The following is a 20,413-nucleotide window of genomic DNA, read 5'->3' as shown; positions in this document are numbered from 1 at the left end:
TCGCGCCCGCGAGACGGCTCTAGGCTGGTCCTCGTGGCAACCCTGCGCGACACCATCGAGGAGCACGGCCCCATCTCGGATGCGGAGGCCGAGTGGCTCGGCCTGCTCGTCTCCGACTGGCAGATCATCGCGGACCTGTCGTTCGCGGACCTGGTGCTGTGGCGCCAGGTGGGCGACGGCTTCGTCGCGGTGGCCCAGTGCCGCCCGTCGACCGGCCCGACGGTGCATCTGGACGACGTCGTCGGCAAGGGCGCCCCGGACGGCCGTGTCGCGCATCTCGCGCGGGCGCTCGAGGAGGGCGGCATCGTGGGCTCGCGCGAGCCTCGCTGGGACGAGACGTACGCGGTGCGCGAGGACGCGCTGCCGGTGGTGATGAACGGTCGCGCGATCGCCGTGATGACGCGCGAGGTGTCGCAGGCGGTGTCGCGCTCGTCGAGCCGCCTCGAGCTCAACTACAAGGGCGCGGCCGACGACCTGCTGCGCATGGTCACGCGCGGCGAGTTCCCCGTCCACACGTCGATCACCGGGCCGCGCCGCGGGGCGCCGCGCGTGGGCGACGGCGTGCTGCGGCTCGACGCGGTCGGGCACGTCACGTACGCGTCGCCCAACGCGCTGTCGTGCTTCCACCGCCTCGGCGTGCACGGCTCGCTCATGAACAAGTCGCTGCCGCGCGTCACGAGCGAGCTGCTCGAGGACCAGGGAGTGGTCGACGAGACGCTCGCCATGGTGGTCGCCGGGCGCGCCGCATGGCGCACCGACCTCGAGGCCAACGGCGCGGCGCTGTCGCTGCGCGCGATCCCCGTCACCGAGCACGGCGCGCGCGTCGGCGCCGTGCTGCTGTGCCGCGACGTGTCGGACCTGCGCCGCCGCGAGCGCGAGCTCGTGACCAAGGATGCGACGATCCGCGAGATCCATCACCGCGTGAAGAACAACCTCCAGACGGTCGCGGCGCTGCTGCGCCTGCAGTCGCGGCGCGTCGAGGCGCCGGAGGCGAAGGAGGCGCTCGCGGAGGCGATGCGACGCGTCGCCACCATCGCGCTCGTGCACGAGACGCTGTCGGGCACGCTCGACGAGCTCGTCAACTTCGACGAGCTGGTGTCGCGCTCGATCCGGATGGCGGCCGAGGTCGCGTCACCGGACACCCAGGTGCGCATCGTCAACACCGGCGAGTTCGGGCTCATCCCCGCGCAGTACGCGTCGTCGCTGGCGCTCGTCATCACCGAGCTCGTGACCAACGCGGTCGAGCACGGCTTCGCGGGCCGTGCGCAGGGCACGATCACGGTGGCCGCCGATCGCGAGGGCCGTCGCCTGCACGTCACGGTGTCCGACGACGGGGTCGGCATCACCGTCGAGCCGTCGGGCCTCGGCTCGCAGATCGTCCGCACCCTCGTGCAGAACGAGCTGTCGGGGTCGATCGAGTGGACGAACGTCGAGAACGGCTCGGTGGTCGACCTGCGCGCGAGCGTCGAGGAGCGCGTCTCGGACCCGCGGCTCTAGCCAGCGGCACCGCCAGGGAAGCACGAAGCCCCGCCCGGCGGTGCCGGACGGGGCTTCGACGCAGGTGCTACTTGGCGGCGCGGCGCGCGCGGGCCGCGCGGCGCTTGAGCGAGCGGCGCTCGTCCTCGGACAGGCCGCCCCAGACGCCGGAGTCCTGGTTGTGCTCCATCGCCCACTGCAGGCACGTGTCGCGCACGTCGCAGCGCTGGCACACGGACTTGGCCTTCTCGATCTGCACGAGGGCCGGGCCGGTGTTGCCGACGGGGAAGAAGAGCTCGGGGTCATCGACTTCGAGGCAAGCTGCGCTGGTGCGCCAATCCATGGGATCTCCTTGGGGGGTAGCATGGCGCGACGAAGCCCGTGGATCACAGGGGGTTCGTCGCGTCATCGCGTTTCGACTTCCTTAAGATTCGCACAAGTAACGAACATGTTTCAAGAGGTGTTTCCTGTGGGTTCCCTCACAAGGGCGGGAGGGGGCCCCGTGAACGAGGACCGCAAGCGCCGGAGGTCCCGGTCGGAGGGCGCCTCGCGCGGCAGAATCGGTCTTTTGGCCGCTCTCGGCGTCGCGGCCGAGGCGGCGGGCATGGCGGTCGCTGCCGTCGCCTACGCGATCCATGCCGCCTCGCTGCCCGAGCCGGCCTTCGCGGTCGGCCTCGCGGCCTTCTTCGGGCTCACCGCGGCGGGCCTCCTCCTGGTCGCGCGGTCGCTCCACCGCGGAGCGCGCTGGGCGGTCTCGGCGGCCCTCACGTGGCAGGCGCTGCAGACGCTCGCCGGCATCAACCTCACCGGGGTGAGGCCCGCGCTGGGCGTCCCCGTCGCGGCGCTCGGCGTCCTCGTCGGCATCGCCGTGCTCGTCGCCGGCCGGCCCGCGCTGCGCCCGTCAGGCGACTGACCGCAGCTGCGCCGCCTCGTACACGCCGTCGCGACCCACCAGCACGCGACCGGGCGGGGGTGACGGGTCGGCGAGGCCCGGCGTCGCGGCGATGCCCAGCTCGCGCACGTGCATCGGCGTGGGCTCCACGACGACGACCAGGCCGGCCCCGGGAGCGACGCGGGTCGCGGCCTCGGGCTCGGCACCGGCCTCGGCGAGGACACGCACCGCATGGTCGCGGGCGCGGCCGGGCGGACCGACGACGCGGAGGCCGCCGCGAGGGAGCATCAGGGCCCGGGCCTCGTCGCCCACCACGCCGATCGCGCCCGCGGCCAGGTCCGCGGGACAGCGCAGCGGCCGGACGAGCACCCGCCCCGGACCTGCCCGGGCGCGCGGGATCCAGCACTCGCCCGCACCCGCCGCCGTCACGGCGACACCGCGCCCGGGCTCCGGCGGCCGCCCGACCAGCGCGGGCGGCACCCCCCACAGCGCCGCCTCGACGCGGTCGAGCCCGCCGAGGGCCACCGTCAGGCCCGACCGCGACGCCCATCGCGTCCCCCACCCGGGGCCGCATGCGAGAACCAACGGGACGAGGCGCGCGAGGTCTTCGAGCGCCTGCGCCGCGCCGCGCAGCAGCGGCTCGAGCGTCGTGCATGCGATGTCCGCATCGTCGATGAGGAGGGCCGTCGGGCGTGCCGCGGCCGCCAGCGCGAGCGTGCGCGCCGCCTCGCGGGGATCCGCGGGCAGCCGTGCGGCTCCCGGCATCGCCGCGGCAGCGGCGTCGAGGACGCCGGAGCGCCCCGATCCGCGGGGGCCCACCACCACGAGCGGCCCCGCCCGCGGGTCCCACGCGAGAGGCCGGCGCGAGCGCTGCTCGGGCAGGTCCAGCCAGCCCAGCGCGCCCGCGGGTGCCGGCCCGTCGGGCGGATCGGGTGCGAGCCACAGAGGCGCGGCGGCCTCGGCGGAAGCCCAGCGCGCGGCGGCAGCGGCCGCCAGGGGCCGCGACGGGGGAACCGGCTCGCCCAGCGGTCGCACGGGCGGGCGCGGGTCGGCGAGCGGCAGCGCCGCCTGCATGGTGGTGCGGCCGTGCGGCGAGTCGACGATCGCGCGACCCGGCACCGCGGCGGGCAGCGCCGCGGCCTCCGCATCGCCGAGCAGGTCCTGGGACTCGGAGGCCGATGCGGCGCGCAACGCGATCACCGTCGCGACGTTCGCGCGGATCGCCGGGCTCACCGCCCCCGCCGGTCGTTGCGTCGCGAGCACGAGATGCATGCCGAGCGCCCGCCCCTGGGCGGCGAGCCGCGCGAGCTCGGGAAGGAATCCAGGGTCGAGCGCGGCGAGCTCCTGGAACTCGTCGACCACGACGAGCAGCCGTGCCGGTGCCGCGGCGCCCGGCCGGTCCTCCCACTCGCGCCAGGACGCCACCCCCGCGGACGACAGCGCCCGCTTGCGCTCGCGCAGCTCGCACGCGAGCCCCAGCAGCGCCCGGCGCGCGGACGCGCGCTCGAGATCCGTGAGCAGCCCGCGCACGTGCGGCAGGGCCGCACAGCCGCCGAGGCCCGCGCCGGCCTTGAGATCCACGAGCGCGATGCCAAGGCGGTCGGGGCCGTGCGCGTGGGCGAGCGCGGACACCAGCGTCTCGAGCAGCGCGGACTTGCCCGCACCCGTGGTGCCCGCGACCAGCACGTGCGGGCCGTCGCCGTCGAGGTCGAGGTCGACGGGGCCGTCCGCGTCGACTCCGAGGCGTGCGACGAGCCGGCGCCCGGCCGCCCGCCCACCGTCCGGGTCGGCGCGGTGCGGCGGTGGGGGCAGGTCCGCCCAGCGCAGCACCGTGGGGAGGTCGGCGGGCTGCTGCGACGCCCGCGCCCGCGCGAGGACGTCGGCGGTGCGTTCCGCGACCGCGGCGAGCTCCCATGGCACGGTGCGGCCGTCGCGGCGCATGAGGCCGCGGCCCGCGTCCAGCACCGTCGCGGCCTCCGACGGGGCGTCGACGCCCGGCGGCACGATGCGCACGTCACCGTCGTGCAGGCGGTCCTCGAGCCAGCGCATCCATCCCTCGTGCAGCGGAGGCGGCGCGGCGGCACCGCGTGCGAGCACGATCGCGCGCACCACCGCACGCGCGCGTTCCGGCGTCCCTTCGACGGCGATCGGCAGGGGGAGCGCGGCGAGCGCCTCGATCCCGACGGGCGCCACCCCGGCGGGGCCGCGTCGTCGGCGGGCGAGCGCCGCGACCGCGACCGCGACGGGCGCGCCGACCATCGCGACCGCGATCACCCACCGCCCGGTCGCCGCGCCGAGGGCGACTGCTCCGGCGGCGGCGCCGGCGAGGCCCGCGAGCATCGTCGCGGGGCGCGCCGGAGCCGCGGTCCCCGCCGTCGCATCGTCCGTGGCCGTGGGATCGACCCACCGGAGCACGCTCCCGCCGGCCCGCACAAGGTCGCCCGGGCGGAGCCTGCGGGGAACCCTTCCGAGGCGCCGGGAGCGTCCGTCGCGCTCGCGGACCGTGCCGTTGCGCGAGCCCAGGTCGCGCACGCGGCCGTCGGCGCCGAGCACGAGATGACGCCGGCTCAGCGCCGGATCGGCCAGCGGGGCGGCACCGTCGCGTCCCACGACGAGCGCGCCGTCGTGCGCCACGAGGGTCGCGCCCGCGTCGGGTCCGGCGACCACCCGCAGGTGGGGCCCCGCGGGCGGCGACGGCGCGGGCCCCGGCCCCGGGGCGAGCAGCGCGCCCGCGACCAGCGGCGGACGCCCGGCACGATGCGCGCCGTCGAGCCGCACCCCGCCGCACCACACGGCCGCGGGGGCGCGCACCGCGGCGAGGATCGCGTCGAGCGGGGTGCCCGGGGCGACCTCGACATCGCCCACACCCTCGACCGTCACGACCATGCCGCCATCGCATCGTGCCGCGCCCGGCGTGGTCGAGGCCCGCGCCGCGACCGGTGGACAAGGGGCCGGGGGCTAGGGGCTGGTGACCTCGGCTGCGGCGGCTGCCGGGACCGGTTCGAGGGTGCCGTCCTCGCCGACGATCCCGGCGTACCAGGAGTAGCGCCGGTCGAAATAGGTGCGGGGGATGCCCTGCAGCTCGTAGCTCGCCTGACGGACGCTGGACTGCACGACGACGGCAGGCTCGTCGGCCCAGTCGAACCACTCGGGGTTGCGGGTGAGGACCACCGGGGCCGTGTCCCAGGCCCGCGCCACGGCCGCGATCTCGTCGGGCCCGAGCGCAGCGAGCACGAGCACGGTCGGCTCGTCGCACATCACGCGGAGCGAGCCGAAGTGCGACGACGTGCCCGCGAGGATGACGGGGCGGTCGGGAGCGACCGCGCACAGCGCCTCGAGCTGGGAGTACGCGCCGCCCATCTCGCGCACGAACACCGGGGTGGCGGCGGACACGGGCAGGTCGGATCCGGGGGCCAGCGACACCCACGTGGTGAGCGGCAGCACCACGAACGCGCCGGCGGCGACACGCCGCGCGCCCGCGCGCCACGCGGGCCGCAGCCGGTCCACGATCCACCACGCGGCGACGGCCGCGGCGATCGCGAAGCCGGGCAGCGTCGCGGGCTCGAAGCGCCGGAAGGCCCACAGCTGGTCCGGCACCACCTCGGGGTTCCAGAAGTACAGCAGGGAGGTCGGCAGGGTCGCGCCGAGCAGCAGCGCCCACCCGGGGCGACGGCGGATCATCCACGTGGTCGCGAGCCCGAAGCCGAGGATGCCGAGCAGCACGAGCGGCCACGTGAGGTAGTAGCTCACCCACGCGACCGTGTGCTCGGCGTACGTGCGGGTCGGGTCCACCTCGAGCCCCTGGGAGGTCTGGAAGGACTCGACCACCGAGTTGGTGAAGCGGTCCACGCTGGACTCGGTGCCCCGGTGCGCGGTCATCCACAGCGGCCGCGACGCGAGCACCAGCAGCAGGCCCGCGACCGACGCCCCGGCCGCCCGTGCGCCGCGGACGCCGAGCATGTCGCGCGCTCCGGTCGCGACGCGGTCGGCGCCGCCGAGCCACGCGAGCGCCCACACCGCGAGCACGACCACGAGGGCGCCGTAGCCCACCATGAGGGTGACGGCCTGGTCGGCGAGCCGTTCGGCGTAGCCCTCGCTCCATCGCCACAGCGCGGCATACCCGGCGTAGACGGCGAGCGCCTGGACCGCGAGCGCCGCCAGCGCGGCACCGGCGCGGCGGGAGCGGGGCGCGTCGGACAGGGCGAGCGCGAGGACGGTCGCCGCGCCCAGGCCCGCGGCGAAGGCGGCGCCGTCGATGCGGATGAAGGTGGTCGCGCCCGCGGCGGCCGCGCCGAGCAGCAGCGGCCCGCGCCGGGACTCCTCGACGCCCCGCCACAGCCACAGCGCGGACGCGATCACGAGCACGAGCGTCAGCGGCTCCGTGTACGCGGCGCGCGACAGCCCGATGTGCGACACCGACAACGCCACCGCCGCGGCGGGCGCGAGCGATGCGAGCGGGCCGAGCATGCGCCGGGCGAGGACGTACACCGCGAGGATGCCGACCGCGCCCACCACGGTGTTGGCGAGGAGCACGCCGCGGTCGCCGCCGACCCAGCCGCCGACCGCGATGAGCGCCGAGAGCATGCGCGCGCCCTGCGGCTGCACGGCGTCGCCGCGCAGGTTCCATGCCTGCGACGCGTCCGCCAGCACCGTGCCGTCGACCGCCGCGGCGTCGATCGCGCCGAGGGTCGGGATGTCCGAGCCCGGGTGGTCGACGAGCCACAGCCCCGCGAGCGACAGGAAGCCCGGGTCGCGGACCACGATGAGGTACTCGGCGTGCATGACCGCGTTGACGACCGCCCACGCGCCGGTGCCGACGAGCGCGAGCAGCGCGGCGCGGCGGTCGGCCGCGGCCGCCACGACCGGGGCGGGCACGAGCCGCCATGCGAGCGCGATCCCGGCCGCGGCGGTCGGCAGCACCGTCCACGGCTCGTGCAGCCCGACCGCCGCCCACAGGCCCGCGGCGAGCGCGAGGACGACCAGGGCGAGGACGATGCGCTCGGGAGCCGCCACGAGCGCCGCCGCCGCGCGCGGCGAGGCCTGGGCCGAGGCATGGCGGAGGGCGGGTCGCGTCACGGCCACCCAGCGTATCCGTGCGGGCGGGCCCGGCCCGCGGGCGCGGCCGTAGGCGGTCGTTGCAAACTCCGTCCGCACGGGTACTGTAACTGCATGACGCGAATTGTTTTGGTCGAAGATGACCCGACCATTTCAGAACCCTTGACCCGTGCTTTGGGCAGGGAGGGGTACGACGTCGAGTGGCATGGCACCGGCGCGGGAGGGGTCGGGGCATCCGATGACGCGGACCTGGTGATCCTTGACCTGGGCCTGCCCGACATCGACGGTGTGGACGTGGCGCGGCGCATCCGCGACAAGGGCCTCCAGGTGCCGATCCTCATGCTCACCGCGCGCGCCGACGAGGTCGACCTCGTCGTCGGCCTCGACGCCGGCGCCGACGACTACGTCACGAAGCCGTTCCGTCTCGCGGAGCTGCTCGCCCGCGTGCGCGCGCTGCTGCGCCGCCGCACGGGCACCGACTCGGGCGTCGACATCGAGGCCGGCGGCGTGCGCATCGACGTCGCGGGCCACCGCGCCTACCTCGACGGCGCCGAGCTGCAGCTGAGCGGCAAGGAGTTCGACCTGCTGCAGGTGCTCGTCTCCAACGCCGGCTCGGTCGTGTCGCGCGACACCCTCATGCGCGAGGTGTGGTCCGCGGACCCGGGCGCGCCGTCGAAGACCCTCGACATGCACGTGTCCTGGCTCCGCCGCAAGCTCGGTGACGACGCCTCGCAGCCGCACTTCATCACGACGGTGCGGGGCATGGGCTTCCGCTTCGAGAACGGCGCCTGAGGGGACCCGTGCGTCGGCGCGTCCTCGCCGCGACCTTCTCCGCGCTCGCGGTCGCGGTCATCATGCTGGGCATCCCGCTCGCCGTGGCGGCCGCGCAGATCATGCGCGACGACGCGCTGCGCACCCTCGACCAGCGCGCGACCGTCGCGGCGCGTGCGCTCGAGGTGCGCTACCTCTCCGGGGAGTCCATCACCGAGAACAACGTCGCGTCGTTCGTGTCGACCAGCCCGGGTGCGCCCGAGTACATGTACGTGCGGCTGCCCGACGGCACGACGCTGTCGGCCGGCGAGGAGCCCAAGCCCGCGTACTCCGAGGGCCACACGACCGACTCGGGCCTCGTGGTGCTCGCCTACCTGTCGAAGTGGGACGTCTTCTGGCAGGCCGCGCGCATCGTCGGACTGGTCCTCGCGAGCGGCACCGTCGCGATCGTCGCGGGAGCGGCGATGGCGATCTGGCAGGCCAACAGGCTGTCGGCGCCCCTCGTCTACCTGGCCGCCTCGGCGGAGCAGCTCGGCTCGGGCCAGGTGCGGCCGCGCCTCGAGAAGACCGGCATCGAGGAGATCGACCTCGTGGCGGACGAGCTCGCCCGCTCGTCCGACCGGATGGCCGCGCGCCTCGCGACCGAGCGGCAGTTCGCGGCCGACGCCTCGCACCAGCTCCGCACCCCGCTGACGGCGCTCACCATGCGTCTCGAGGAGATCGCGGCGCTGACCGAGCAGGAGGAGGTGCGCGAGGAGGCCGAGCGCTCCCTCGAGCAGGTCGAGCGCCTCGTGGGCGTGGTCGACGAGCTGCTGGGGCGTTCGCGTCGTGCGCTCGGCTCCGGCACCGAGCTCGTCCAGCTAGACGAGGTCTTCGACCAGCAGCGCGAGGAGTGGGCGGCGGCCTTCGAGCAGGCCGGGCGGCGCCTCGTGGTGACGCCGACGCGCTCGACGGTCTTCGCGACCCCGGGCGGGCTCGCGCAGGTGCTCGCGACGCTCATCGAGAACTCCCTCAAGCACGGCGGCGGCACCACCCGCGTCGCCGCGCGTCAGTCCGGCCAGAACCACGCCGTGGTGATCGAGGTCGCCGACGAGGGCTCCGGCGTGCCGGAGGAGCTCGCCCCGCGCATCTTCGAGCGCGAGGTGACCTCGGGTCGCGGCACCGGGCTCGGGCTCGCGCTCGCGCGCGACCTGGTCACGGCCGACGGCGGACGCCTCGAGCTCGCGCAGCGCGTGCCGGCCACGTTCGCGGTCTTCCTCCAGGGGGTGCCGCACATGGTCGACATCGAGGAGATCGTGCCGCACTCGCGGCAGATCGACCGGCGCCGCCGGCGCCGGCGCTGACTCAGGCGTCGTCGCGCGCGTCGGGCGCCTCGGGAGCGGCGGCCGCCGCCGCATCGTCCCCCGCGGGCGCGTCGAAGACGAACAGCGAGTACCCGACGTAGCGCGTGATGGTGCCGAGGCCGATGCCGACGAGCGAGAACACGTTGTCGGCGAGCAGGCTGGTGAGCCCCCACCAGTGGTGCGAGACGAACAGGGTGCCGGCCTCGACGGCGAGCGCGGCGCCGTTGACGAGGCCGAAGAGCACGAGCTCGCGCGCGGGCCGGTGGCGCCGGCGGCCGCGGTACGTCCACTCGCGATGCGCGACCCACGCGAACAGGATCGACACGAGCGTGGCGATGATCTTCGCGGTGACGACGCGGTCGTCGTCGCCCGCGATCTCGGCGTCCGGGCGGAGCGGCCCGAGGCGCAGGAGGTTGAAGACGCCGAGGTTGACCACGATGCCCGCGACGCCGACGACGCCGAACCTCGCGAGCTCGCCGGCGCGGGCGCGCACCCAGCGCAGGAGGACGGTCACGAGGCACGAGCCTAGCCCCCGGTAGTTTTGTCCCATGACCCCGATCGTCGCCGTCGTCGGCGGTGGCCAGCTCGCGCGCATGATGGCCGGGCCCGCCACCGCCCTCGGCCTCACCCTGCGCGTCCTCGTCGAGTCGCACGAGGCCGCCGCCGCCCTGCCCGCCCACCAGACCGTGGTGGGCCTGCCCACCGATCCGGACGCCGTCGCGCGGCTGCTCGCGCACCCGCGTCCCGACGCCCTCACCTGGGAGCACGAGCACATCCCCGCCGAGGTGTTCGACGCGGCCGCGGCCGCCGGCGTGCCCGCCCGCCCCGGCCTGCACGCGCTCCTGTACGCGCAGGACAAGATCGAGATGCGCACCCGCATGGATGCGCTCGGGCTGCCCAACCCCGCGTGGCGCCACGTCGAGACCGAGGCCGACGTCGAGGACTTCCTCGCCGTCCACGGCGGCGCGGGCGTGCTCAAGACCGCGCGCGGCGGCTACGACGGCAAGGGCGTGCGCGTGATCTCCTCGCCCTTCGAGGCGGCCGACTGGCTGCGCGCCGCCGCCGACGGCGGCCCCCGCGTGCTGCTCGAGGAGAAGGTGCCCTTCGACCGCGAGCTCGCGGTGCTGGTCGCGCGCCGCCCGTCGGGCGAGATGCGGGCCTGGCCCACCGTCGAGTCGATCCAGCGCGCGGGCGTGTGCTCCGAGGTCATCGCACCCGCGCCGGGGCTGCCGGAGGCGCTCGAGGCGGAGACCGCGGAGATAGCCGAGGCGGTCGCCGCGGGGCTCGAGGTCACCGGCGTGCTCGCCGTCGAGCTGTTCCTGGCGGGCGACCGGATCCTGGTCAACGAGCTCGCGATGCGCCCGCACAACTCCGGCCACTGGACGATCGACGGCGCCGTCACGAGCCAGTTCGAGCAGCACCTGCGCGCCGTCCTCGACCTGCCGCTGGGCGACACCTCGCCGACCGCGCCGTGGACCGTCATGGCGAACGTGCTCGGAGGCGCGCGCACGCGCCTCACCGACGCGCTCGCGGAGGTGGACGATGCGGGGGCCAGGATCCAGCTCTACGGCAAGGGCGTGCGCGCGGGCCGCAAGGTCGGCCACGTCAACGTGTCCGCGGCGACGCGCGACGAGGCGTACTCGAGGGCCGTCACCGCGGCGGCCATCGTCAGGGACGGGGGACAGGCATGAGCATCCGGGTGGGCATCGTGATGGGGTCGGACTCCGACTGGCCGACCATGAAGGCCGCGGGGGAGGCGCTCGACGAGTTCGGGATCTCCTACGAGAAGGACGTGGTGTCCGCGCACCGCATGCCCGAGCAGATGATCGCGTACGGCCGCGAGGCCGAGGCGCGCGGCCTGGCCGTCATCATCGCGGGGGCGGGCGGCGCGGCGCACCTGCCGGGCATGCTCGCGTCGGTGACGACGCTGCCGGTCATCGGCGTGCCGGTGCCGCTCAAGCACCTCGACGGCATGGACTCGCTCCTGTCGATCGTGCAGATGCCCGCGGGCGTGCCCGTGGCCACCGTGTCGATCGGGGGCGCGCGCAACGCGGGCCTGCTCGCCGCGCGGATCCTCGGCTCCGGCGAGGGCGACGAGGCGGCGCGCCTGCGGGCGCGCATGCGCGGGTTCCAGGAGGAGCTGCGCGACCTGGCCTACGCGAAGGGCGAGGCGCTCCGCAACGCCTGACCACCGATTCCCAATGACAAGAGTGACGGGTGTGACTCGCTGAGCTGGTCACACCCGCCACATCTTTCCCAAGTGTCATTGGGAATCGTGGAGGGCTAGTCGATCACGCAGTCCGCGAGGATCTCGTCCTCGGTCTCGCGCAGCGGCGAGGGGGACGCGCTCGGCGCTGCGCTCGCCGAGGAGCTCTTCTTGTCGTTGCTCTTCGAGGTCGAGCCCGACGAGGTGGAGTCGTCCGTCGACGCCTCGGTCTCGGGCTCGAGGACGCTCTGCAGCGACTCGTCCGCGATGAGCGCGTCGAACGCCTCCTGGGCGTCGGGCTGCGTCCACAGCACGTCGCCGCTCGAGTCGCCCGCGTACTGCCACGGCACGGTCGCCATGTAGAGGTTCGACGTGTCGAAGCTGCGCAGGCTCCACGCGAGCCCGAGCAGGAATCGCGAGTCGCCCAGCTCGGGGTCCATCGTCATCGACCCGGCCAGCGCGTTGATGAACTTGGTGCCCTTCTTCGCGTCCGTGAGGACGTTGAGCCCGAGCGCCTTGCGCGCCATGTTCGTCAGCAGCTCCTGCTGGCGCTCGATGCGCATGAGGTCCGTGCCGTCGCCCAGGCCGGTGCCGGTGCGGGCGCGGGCCCACGCGAGCGCGGTGGTCCCGTCGAGCACCTGCGCGCCGGCCTCGAGCTCGAGGTGGGCCTTGGGGGAGTACACGTCCTGCGTGATGCACATCGGCACGCCGTCGAGGGCGTCGACCATGTCGACGAAGCCGGAGAAGTCGACCACCGCGTAGTGGTCGACGAGCAGCCCCGTGAGGTCGTAGATCGTGGTGGCGACGCAGGCCGCGGCCTCCGCGATGTTGCCGTTCTGGCCGCCGTTGGAGAAGGCGATGTTGAACTTGCCGGTCCAGCCGTAGACGGTGCTGCCGTCGAGCATCTTGCAGTCGGAGACCGCCACGCGGGAGTCGCGCGGGATCGACAGGAGCTCGACGCGCTCGCGGTCCGCGGAGATGTGCATGATCATCGTCGTGTCGTTGCGCATGCCGCCGACGTCGCCCTTGCCGAGCTCCTGGTTGTCCTCGCCCTCACGCGTGTCGGAGCCCATGAGCAGGATGTTGAGCGCCTTGCCCGCGGACAGGTCCTCGGGGTCGGCGTCGGCGGTCGCGGAGGGCTCCGCGGACGGCGTCACGGACGGCAGCAGCGCGGAGATGTCCTGGGTGGTGAACCCGTCGTCGGCGAGGTTGAGGCTCGTCTCGACGAACACCAGACCGAAGCCCGCGACCGCGGCGAACACGCCCAGCACGGCCGCGAGCACGCGGTGGCGCGGGACGCGCGTCGCGTGGCGGCGGCGCCGCCGGCGGCGATGGTCGGAGACCTCGACGGTCATTCATGCTCCTGGGCTCGGCGTGCGCGCACGCGTGGACGGGTCCGGTGGCGACTCAACGCGCGCCCCGAGCCACGGGTTCCGGCACCGCTGGTCACCTGCATTCCTGCAGGAGGTCCTCGGTCGTGGTGTCGGAGGTGGAGTCGCTGGACTTCGCCGAGGACGAGGGAACAGGGGAGGACGAGTCCGTGTCCTTCTTCTTGCCGTCATCCCAGGCGGAGCTCGCGTCACCCGTCGTGGTCACGGAGATCGCTCGGTCGTTCCGGATATCGTCCCACATGTCCTCGGCCTCGGGCTGGATCTCGACGTTGAGGAGGTCCTCCGTGTACGCCCACGGCACCGTCACGAACTGGATGTCGTCCGTCGTGAGATTGCGCACACTGAAGGCGAGGCCCACGAGATACGTCGTGTCTGCGAGCTCGGGATCCATGGTGAGCGACTCCGCCGCGGCCCGCAGGAAGCGCGTGAGCTCGTCGGTGTCGGTGAGGAGGTTCTTCGAGAACACGGTCGCCGCGACCTGCTCGAGGAGCTGCTGCTGGCGGGTGATCCGCTGGAGGTCCGAGCCGGACACGTCGCCCTCCTCCGCGGTGCGCAGCCGGGCGTACGCGAGCGCGGTCTCGCCGTCCAGCACCTGCGGCCCGGCGTCGAGCTCGAGGTGGGCCTTGTCGGACACGATGCGCTGCGGGATGCACATCGGCACGCCGCCGAGCGCGTCGACCATGTCGATGAAGCCCTGGAAGTCGACCACGGCGTAGTGGTCGATGCGCACGCCCGACATCTGCTCGACGGTCTTGATGGTGCACGCGGCGGCCTCGCCGGCGTCGCCGTGCGCGCCGCCGTTCGCGAAGGCGATGTTGAAGTCGCCGTACCCGCCCGCGACCGTGGTGCCGTCCTCGTAGCTGCACTCGGGGATCTCGACCTGCGCGTCGCGGGGGATCGACACCACCTCGACGCGGCTGCGGTCGGCCGACAGGTGCACGAGCATCGTCGTGTCGTTGCGCATGCCGCCGATGTCCGCGCCCCCGCCCACCGTGCCGTTGGAGCCCGTGCGCACGTCCGAGCCCATGAGGAGGATGTTGAGGGCCTCGCCCTCGTCCTGGTCGGTGGGGCGCTCGGGACGGTCCCCCACGAGGTCGTCGACGTCGCGCGCGTTGGACCCGAGCGTCGCATCGACCTGGCCGACGACGGTGCCCGCGTACACGAGGACGAAGCCGAGGACCGCGGCGGCCGCGCTCGCGGCGGCGAGGGCCGCCCGAGGCCACCGGCGGGCATGCGCGTGGCGCGGCTGCACCGCCTCCGAGTCGACCATCGGGCTCCCTGCTCCTGGTTGGCGGCATTGTAGGCAGGAGGCCCGGCGGCGACGATGCACGGGCGCGGCGGGCGCCGATGCGACGGTGCGGTCGTGCGCGCGGCGGCGACACGCCCGGGCGCGTGCGCGCCGACCAGCGGCATCGCCGTCGAGGCTCCTCGGAAATTGCTTCGTGCGAAATGGACCATTCGACTTGACTCAGGGGTGATTACACGGCTGTAATTCATGGGACGGGGGCGCGATGGATCCCCGTCGCGAACGGAGGTGGGGCCCGTGTGGAATATCTACGACGGCTCAGTTCCCTCGGACGCGGGTAGGCCCGCATCGACGCTGGCGTCGGTGGTGGACATCTTCGGCGGGACCGAGGATGACGGGCCGCTGTCGTGGCAGGAGCGCGCACTGTGCGCCCAGACGGATCCCGAGGCGTTCTTCCCCGAGAAGGGCGGCTCCACGCGTGAGGCGAAGAAGGTGTGCGCGTCGTGCGACGTACGCTCCGAGTGCCTCGACTACGCGCTGGCCAACGACGAGCGTTTCGGCATCTGGGGTGGGCTCTCGGAGCGGGAGCGTCGCAAGCTCAAGCGTCGCGCGGTCTAGCCGGACGATCTGCGTGGGAGCACGATGAGCCCTGCGCGCCTCCTGGTGCGCGCGATCGTCGTCTCGGACGGCCGCTCGACGCGCCTTCCGGACGTGCTCGCGGCCGTCGCCGAGCAGACCCTCCGCCCGGACCTCCTCCACGTGGTGCTTCCCGCGGGCGCGGAGCGCCCCGACACGCCCGACGGGCTCGCGGTCGAGTGGCATGACGCCGCCCGCACGTACACGCAGGGCGTCGACGCGGTCCTCGCCGCGCATCCCGCGCATCCCGCGGAGCTGCTGTGGCTCCTCCACGACGACACGGCGCCGCTGCCGACCGCGCTCGCGCAGCTGGTCGCCACCGCCAAGAAGCGCACCGCCGCCGCGGTGATCGCGCCCGCCCACGTGCGGTGGGACGACGTGTCCCGGCTCGTGAGCCTCGGCGTCACCACCACCCGCGTGGGCGCGCGACGCATCGACCTCGTCGACGAGGACGACATCAACCAGGGCCAGTACGACGAGCGCGAGGACGTCCTGGCAGCCTCGCTCGCCGGCGCGCTCGTCCGCCGCGAGGTGTGGGAGGAGCTGGGCGGCCTCGAGCCCGCGTACCGCGGCTACGGCGACAGCCTCCACTTCTGCCGACGGGCGTGGCGCGCGGGCCACGACGTCGTCATCGTCCCGGTCGCCAAGGTGCGGCACGCCCAGGACGGCCTCACCGGCGTGCGCGCCGGCTCGTCCCGGGGCAGGAGCTCCACGTACGGGCTGCGGCGCACCGGCGAGTGGGTGCACGCGCTCGCGTGGGCGCCGGTGCTCGCCGTCCCGCTGCTCATCGCGTGGTCGTTCCTGTCCGCCGCGACCCGCGCGGTCCTGAGGATCGCGCAGAACGAGTCGCGCATGGTCGGCGCCGACCTCGCGGTGCCGTGGCGGCTGCTCGCGCGCGTCCCGCGCGTCCCGGGCATGAGGGCCCGCATCCGGCGCGGCTCGACGCGCCCCGCCTCCGCCGTCGCGCCCTTCCTCGTCGGCACGCGTGCCGTGCTGTCCACCATCCGGTCGCGCGAGCTGCGGGCGTACGACCGCTGGCGCGCGCAGGCCGCGCCCACCGACGTGGTCCGCGGCGAGCTGGCCGATGCCGCGATCCGGCGGCGCGGCGCGGCGGCCCTCGTGACCGTGCTCGCGCTCGCGGCGTCGATCGCGCTGCACGGGACCTGGCTCACCGCGCTCGCATCGGGACGCATGCTCACCGGCACCGCGCTCGGCGTCACCGACGTCCCGCTCGACGAGATCTGGGAGCGCACCTGGTCCGGCTGGAGCTCGACCGGCTTCGGGCTGCCCGCGCTCGACGGCGCGTTCAGCGCCCTGCTGCTGCCCGCCGCCGCCCTGCCAGGCGGGCTGCGCGTCTGGGTGGGACTGCTGCTAGGCCTGGGTGTCGCGCTCGCGGCGGTCTCCGCGTGGTTCGCGCTCGGCGCCGCCACCCGGTCGGTGTGGGCGCGCGGCCTCGGCGCCCTCGCCTACGGGCTGTGGCCGCTGCACCTCCAGGCGATCTCCGACGGCCGGGTCGGCCCGGTCATCGCCCACATCATGCTGCCGTGGTTCGCGATGGGCCTGGCGCGCGCCGCGGGCTGGCACCGTGGCGAGGCCGTCGGCGGCGGCGAGGAGTTCCCGGCTCGCCGGCTCCCGTCGCCCAGCGCCGCGATGGGCGCCGCCTTCTCCCTCGCCGTCATCGTCGCCGCCGCACCGGTCCTGCTGCTGCCGCTCGTCGCGGTCGTGCTCGTCGCGGGGGCGTTCGCCGGCCGCGCCCGCTGGCGCGTGTGGACCGCCGCGATCCCCGCGCTCGTCGTCTCGGGACCCGGGCTCGTCGCCGCCTGGGCGGCGGGCCCGCTCACGCGCGACGGGTGGGCGATCCTCGCGCGCGAGAACGGCCCCGCCCTCGCCTCCGGGGTCGTGGAGCCCTGGCGGCTCGTGCTGGGCCTCACGGACCACTCGCGCGGTGCGCCCGGCCTGCCCGACCTGCCCGGCACGCTCGTCGTGGGCGCGATCGGCCTCGGAGTCGTCGGTGCGGCGGTCCTTGCGGTCGCCTCCGGGCGGGCGCCCTGGGCCGTCGCCGCGGGGCTGCTCGTCGCGGCCGTGGGCGTCGGCACCGCGGCCGCCGCGCAGGCGACGCTCGTGGTCCACGCCGACGGCGCGGGCGAGGCCGCCGCGAACGGCTTCGCCGGACCCGGCTCGACCCTCGTCGCCGCGGGCCTCATCGGCGCCGCGGCCGCCGCATCGTCCCGCCTGTGGCTCGCGGGCGAGGGCCGGGGGCGTGCCGCGATCCGGCTGCTCGCATCGATCGCCGTCACGCTCATGGCGGGTGTGCTCGTCGCGTCCGTCGTGGTCGAGGCGTGGCCCGGGCGCGCCGAGCGCGGCGACGTCCACCCCGCGTCGACCGAGGCGCTCCCGCTCGTGGCGACGCTCGAGCAGCGGCTCGCGACCCACCAGCGCGTGCTCGTGCTCGCCGACACCGACGCGGGCGTCGACTACACGGTGCTCGACGGCGACGGCACCACGGTGCTCACGGGTCGTGCGCAGATCTCCGCCGACGGCTCGCCGCTCGCGCGCCCCGGCGCGACGCCCGCCATGCCCGCGACCCTCGCCGAGGCCGTCGCGACGCTCGCGGGGGCCGCGTCGGGTGCGGACGAGACCCTCGCGGCCTGGGGCATCGGCGTCATCGTCGCGACGCCCGGCTCGGACATGATCGCCAGCTCCCTCAGCCAGCTCGCGGACCTCCGCCTCATCGGCGCGAGCGACGTCGGCACCAGCTACCGGGTCGCGCGCCCCGGCTCCGACGCCGCGGTGTCGCGCGCGTGGGTCGAGGACGACGAGGGCGCGGTGACGGTGCTCGACTCCGACTCGTGGTCCGGCGCGGTCGGCGGCGCGGGCGGCGGCACGCTCGTCATCGCCGCCGCCGCCGACGAGGGATGGACCGCCCTGGCGGACGGCGCGGCCCTCGCCCCCGTGGACGATGCGCTGGGCCGGGCGGCCTTCGCCGTCCCCGCGGGCGCGGACGCCGTCGAGTACCGCTACGAGGACGAGACGTACCGGTGGTGGTGGTGGGCGTCCGTGGTGCTCGTCGCGTGGGCGATGATCGGCATGGTGCCCCTCCACGACCGCCGCTACCGGGCGGTGCGCTCATGATCCGGCGGCTGGTGGTGCTCGGCGCGGCGACCGTCGCGGTGCTCGCGGTGGTCGCGGCGGGCCGCATCGTGGCCGAGGCGCCGGTCGCGGCCGCGCCGTACGAGGGCGACGTGACCCCGGCGGAGCAGCCGCTCGCGTGCCCGGGGCCGGTCGAGATCCCGGTGGGCGACATCGACTCGGGCGACCCCGACCTCGGATCGGGCAGCGACGACCGCACCTACCAGGCGCTCGGTGACGGTGCCACGCCCACGGGGGCCGGCTTCCTCGCCACGGGCGAGGTCGCCGGCTCGGTCGAGCGCATCGGCGGCGGCGACGTCGCGGGGCTGTCGGCCGCCACGTGCGTGGCTCCCGTGCGCGACCAGTGGCTCGTGGGCGGCTCGACCGCGCTCGGCTCGAGCGCGCGGCTGGTCCTCACCAACCCCTCGGACGCGTCGACCGAGGCGACCGTCACGCTCTACGGCGGGCTCGGCGCGCTCGAGGAGCACGCGGTGGTCTCGATCGCGCCCGGCGGCCAGCAGGACCTGCTGCTCGAGTCCGTGGCGGCGGAGGTGCCCGCGCTCGCGGTCCGCGTCGTCGCGACCGGCGCCGGCGTGGTCGCGCACCTCCAGGATTCGCGGCTCGACGGGTTCCAGCCCGCGGGCACCGACTGGGTGGGGCGCGGCGCCGCGCCGTCGACGCGGCTCGTGATCCCCGGCGTCGGCACGGAGGACGATGCGACCACGACCGTGCGGCTGATGTCGCCCGACGGGGCCACCGCGGACCTCATGCTCGCGGGCGACGAGGGGCTCGTCGAGTGGGGCGGCGTCTCGGGGCTCGTGCTCGAGCCGGGCGTGGTGACCGAGGTCGAGGTCCCCGCCATCGCCTCGGGGGCGGTCGAGGTCCGCGCGGACGCCCCGGTGGTCGCGGCGGCGATGCTCAGCGTCCCGCGTCCCGTGGTGGACGGCCCCGCGGACGCGGTCGAGCGGGACCTCGCGTGGCTGCCCGCGCAGGACGTCTCCGACCGCATGCCGCGCAGCGCGATCGTGACGGATCACGTCACGGCGGTGACCGTCCACGCCGCGGTCGCGGGCGAGTTCACGCTCACGGACGCCGACGGCGAGGTGGTGGTCTCGCAGCAGATGACCGCCCGGTCGACCGCGACGCTCGCGCTCGAGGTGCCCGCGGGCACCGTGCTCACGGGCAGCCCCCGGTTCACGTGGAGCCTCGCGCTCGAGGACGAGCCAGGCTTCGTCGCCGCGCTCACGCCGCGCCGCACCGATATCGAGCCGGTCCCCGTGACGGTGGGCCTGCGCCCCTACCTCGGCCCGGGCTCCTGAGCGCAGGCCGGGCTCAGCCCGTGCCGTACTCCGGGTCGACCTCCTCCGGCGGCCGCCCCACCACGTGCGCGACGTGCTCCGTCACGACGTCGCGCACGAGCGCGGGCAGGTCCGCGGGATCCGCCCGCTGCTCGAGCGGGCGGCGGTACAGGACCACCCGGGTCGGCTGGCCCAGGTCCGCGGGGAACAGGCGGCCCAGCGGCACGCCCTCCTCCCACGGAGTCGGGTCCGAGGGCGGCACGTCCTCGGTGCCGAACTCGATCCGGCCCCACTCGTCGCCCCAGCGCGGCTCGAGACGCTCGACCGCGTCCGCGACGAGGTCGTCGAAATGCTCGGCGCGCGTGCGGTAGCCGGGTGCGCCGAAGGGGAGGAGGGGCCTGCGGAGGCCGCGGCCGTGACGATCGCGCCGGGACATACCGCGAGGCTACCGCCCGCCGCGCCGCCGGCGGCGGCGCCGGCGCGCGGGCCGCGCGGCCGGAGGAGGCGGCGCGCGGGCCGGAGCGACCCGGCGGCGCCCCGGCCGCGGCCCGGCGTGGCAGCCCGGCGCGCCCGGCGCGCGGGGGTACCGTCGCTTGCGTGATCGCCACCCGTCAGTGCTCGCGCTCGTCGTGCTCGCGTCCCGCCGCGGCGACGCTCACCTATGTGTACGCGGACTCGACCGTGGTGGTCGGGCAGCTGTCCGCATCGGCCGAGCCGCACAGCTACGACCTGTGCGCGCACCACGCGGACCGCTTCACGGCGCCCCGCGGCTGGGACGTCGTGCACATCCAGACGGAGTACGCCGAGCCCGAGCCGTCGAGCGACGACCTCGAGGCGCTCGCCCGCGCCGTGCGCGAGGCCGGTCGACCCCGGACCGCGCCGGCCTTCGTGCCTCCCGCGCCCGTCGCCTCGGAGCCGCGCCGCGGCCACCTCCGCGTGATCTCCAACGACGCCTAAAGGACAAATCAAC

The 20,413-nt window shown here is 75.2% G+C and carries 17 protein-coding genes; 10 read left to right on the top strand and 7 right to left on the bottom strand.

All coding sequences use genetic code 11. The annotated features are described in order from the left end of the window. Nucleotides 1-33 precede the first annotated feature (33 nt). Nucleotides 34-1,497, top strand: a complete 1,464-nt coding sequence (locus QQX09_RS03540; RefSeq protein ID WP_301131359.1) for a sensor histidine kinase — start codon at nucleotides 34-36, stop codon at nucleotides 1,495-1,497. Between the two features lie 67 nt (nucleotides 1,498-1,564). Here QQX09_RS03540 and QQX09_RS03535 read toward each other — a convergent pair whose 3' ends face one another. Further along, on the bottom strand, nucleotides 1,565-1,819 hold the full coding sequence (locus tag QQX09_RS03535) for a WhiB family transcriptional regulator (protein WP_301131357.1): 255 nt from the start codon (nucleotides 1,817-1,819) through the stop codon (nucleotides 1,565-1,567). Nucleotides 1,820-2,044: 225 nt separating this feature from the next. Between QQX09_RS03535 and QQX09_RS03530 the strand changes: the two genes are divergently transcribed. Further along, entirely contained in the window at nucleotides 2,045-2,389 is a 345-nt protein-coding gene (locus tag QQX09_RS03530) for a hypothetical protein (RefSeq protein ID WP_301131356.1), read from the top strand. Here QQX09_RS03530 and QQX09_RS03525 read toward each other — a convergent pair. Continuing rightward, complete coding sequence (locus QQX09_RS03525) at nucleotides 2,378-5,254, bottom strand: FtsK/SpoIIIE domain-containing protein (protein WP_301131354.1); 2,877 nt, start codon at nucleotides 5,252-5,254, stop codon at nucleotides 2,378-2,380. The genes QQX09_RS03530 and QQX09_RS03525 overlap by 12 nt on opposite strands. Nucleotides 5,255-5,326: 72 nt before the next feature. After that, nucleotides 5,327-7,444 (bottom strand): hypothetical protein, encoded by a 2,118-nt coding sequence (locus QQX09_RS03520; protein WP_301131353.1) that lies wholly within the window; start codon nucleotides 7,442-7,444, stop codon nucleotides 5,327-5,329. 93 nt (nucleotides 7,445-7,537) lie between these two features. Here QQX09_RS03520 and QQX09_RS03515 point away from each other — a divergent pair, with 93 nt between their 5' ends. Both QQX09_RS03515 and QQX09_RS03510 read left to right on the top strand, forming a co-directional pair. Beyond that, the gene (locus tag QQX09_RS03515; RefSeq protein WP_301131352.1) at nucleotides 7,538-8,215 is read left to right on the top strand and encodes a response regulator transcription factor; all 678 of its coding nucleotides are present in this window, start codon (nucleotides 7,538-7,540) and stop codon (nucleotides 8,213-8,215) included. 8 nt (nucleotides 8,216-8,223) lie between these two features. Beyond that, nucleotides 8,224-9,537: a HAMP domain-containing sensor histidine kinase gene (locus QQX09_RS03510; protein WP_301131351.1), complete on the top strand. Its 1,314-nt coding sequence runs from the start codon at nucleotides 8,224-8,226 to the stop codon at nucleotides 9,535-9,537. A gap of 1 nt (nucleotide 9,538) precedes the next feature. On the opposite strand, the gene QQX09_RS03505 is transcribed toward QQX09_RS03510, so the two are convergent. Beyond that, entirely contained in the window at nucleotides 9,539-10,051 is a 513-nt protein-coding gene (locus QQX09_RS03505; RefSeq protein ID WP_301131349.1) for a GtrA family protein, read from the bottom strand. 34 nt (nucleotides 10,052-10,085) lie between these two features. Between QQX09_RS03505 and QQX09_RS03500 the strand changes: the two genes are divergently transcribed. Then, the gene (locus QQX09_RS03500; protein ID WP_301131348.1) at nucleotides 10,086-11,228 is read left to right on the top strand and encodes a 5-(carboxyamino)imidazole ribonucleotide synthase; all 1,143 of its coding nucleotides are present in this window, start codon (nucleotides 10,086-10,088) and stop codon (nucleotides 11,226-11,228) included. Then, nucleotides 11,225-11,725, top strand: coding sequence for a 5-(carboxyamino)imidazole ribonucleotide mutase (gene purE / locus QQX09_RS03495; RefSeq protein ID WP_301131347.1), 501 nt, complete (start codon nucleotides 11,225-11,227; stop codon nucleotides 11,723-11,725). The genes QQX09_RS03500 and purE overlap by 4 nt, the downstream gene beginning before the upstream one ends. Before the next feature lie 95 nt (nucleotides 11,726-11,820). Here purE and QQX09_RS03490 read toward each other — a convergent pair whose 3' ends face one another. Both QQX09_RS03490 and QQX09_RS03485 read right to left on the bottom strand, forming a co-directional pair. Next, a complete protein-coding gene (locus tag QQX09_RS03490; protein WP_301131346.1) occupies nucleotides 11,821-13,098 on the bottom strand; it encodes an LCP family protein in 1,278 nt (425 codons plus the stop codon). 91 nt (nucleotides 13,099-13,189) lie between these two features. Next, nucleotides 13,190-14,404 carry an LCP family protein gene (locus QQX09_RS03485; RefSeq protein ID WP_301131345.1) on the bottom strand — a complete coding sequence of 405 codons (1,215 nt, stop codon included), beginning with the start codon at nucleotides 14,402-14,404 and terminating at the stop codon, nucleotides 13,190-13,192. Between the two features lie 330 nt (nucleotides 14,405-14,734). Between QQX09_RS03485 and QQX09_RS03480 the strand changes: the two genes are divergently transcribed. Genes QQX09_RS03480 through QQX09_RS03470 form a run of 3 tightly spaced genes read left to right on the top strand, consistent with a single transcriptional unit; the run spans nucleotide 14,735 to nucleotide 19,464 of the window. Continuing rightward, entirely contained in the window at nucleotides 14,735-14,998 is a 264-nt protein-coding gene (locus QQX09_RS03480) for a WhiB family transcriptional regulator (protein WP_436969044.1), read from the top strand. Between the two features lie 24 nt (nucleotides 14,999-15,022). Continuing rightward, complete coding sequence (locus QQX09_RS03475) at nucleotides 15,023-18,148, top strand: glycosyltransferase family 2 protein (RefSeq protein ID WP_301131342.1); 3,126 nt, start codon at nucleotides 15,023-15,025, stop codon at nucleotides 18,146-18,148. Continuing rightward, the gene (locus tag QQX09_RS03470; RefSeq protein WP_301131340.1) at nucleotides 18,145-19,464 is read left to right on the top strand and encodes a DUF5719 family protein; all 1,320 of its coding nucleotides are present in this window, start codon (nucleotides 18,145-18,147) and stop codon (nucleotides 19,462-19,464) included. Before QQX09_RS03475 ends, QQX09_RS03470 begins: the two co-directional genes overlap by 4 nt. A gap of 13 nt (nucleotides 19,465-19,477) precedes the next feature. Here the strand turns inward: QQX09_RS03470 and QQX09_RS03465 are convergent, their stop codons facing one another. Then, nucleotides 19,478-19,879, bottom strand: coding sequence for a metallopeptidase family protein (locus QQX09_RS03465; RefSeq protein ID WP_301131338.1), 402 nt, complete (start codon nucleotides 19,877-19,879; stop codon nucleotides 19,478-19,480). A gap of 161 nt (nucleotides 19,880-20,040) precedes the next feature. On the opposite strand from QQX09_RS03465, the gene QQX09_RS03460 reads away from it, so the two are divergent. After that, a complete protein-coding gene (locus QQX09_RS03460) occupies nucleotides 20,041-20,400 on the top strand; it encodes a DUF3499 domain-containing protein (RefSeq protein WP_301131337.1) in 360 nt (119 codons plus the stop codon). The last annotated feature ends 13 nt before the right edge of the window (nucleotides 20,401-20,413 follow it).

Source organism: Demequina litoralis (assembly GCF_030418455.1).
Taxonomy (GTDB): Bacteria; Actinomycetota; Actinomycetes; order Actinomycetales; family Demequinaceae; genus Demequina; species Demequina litoralis.
Note: the sequence above shows the minus strand (reverse complement) of the source record. Positions and strands in the feature narration are given on the sequence as shown.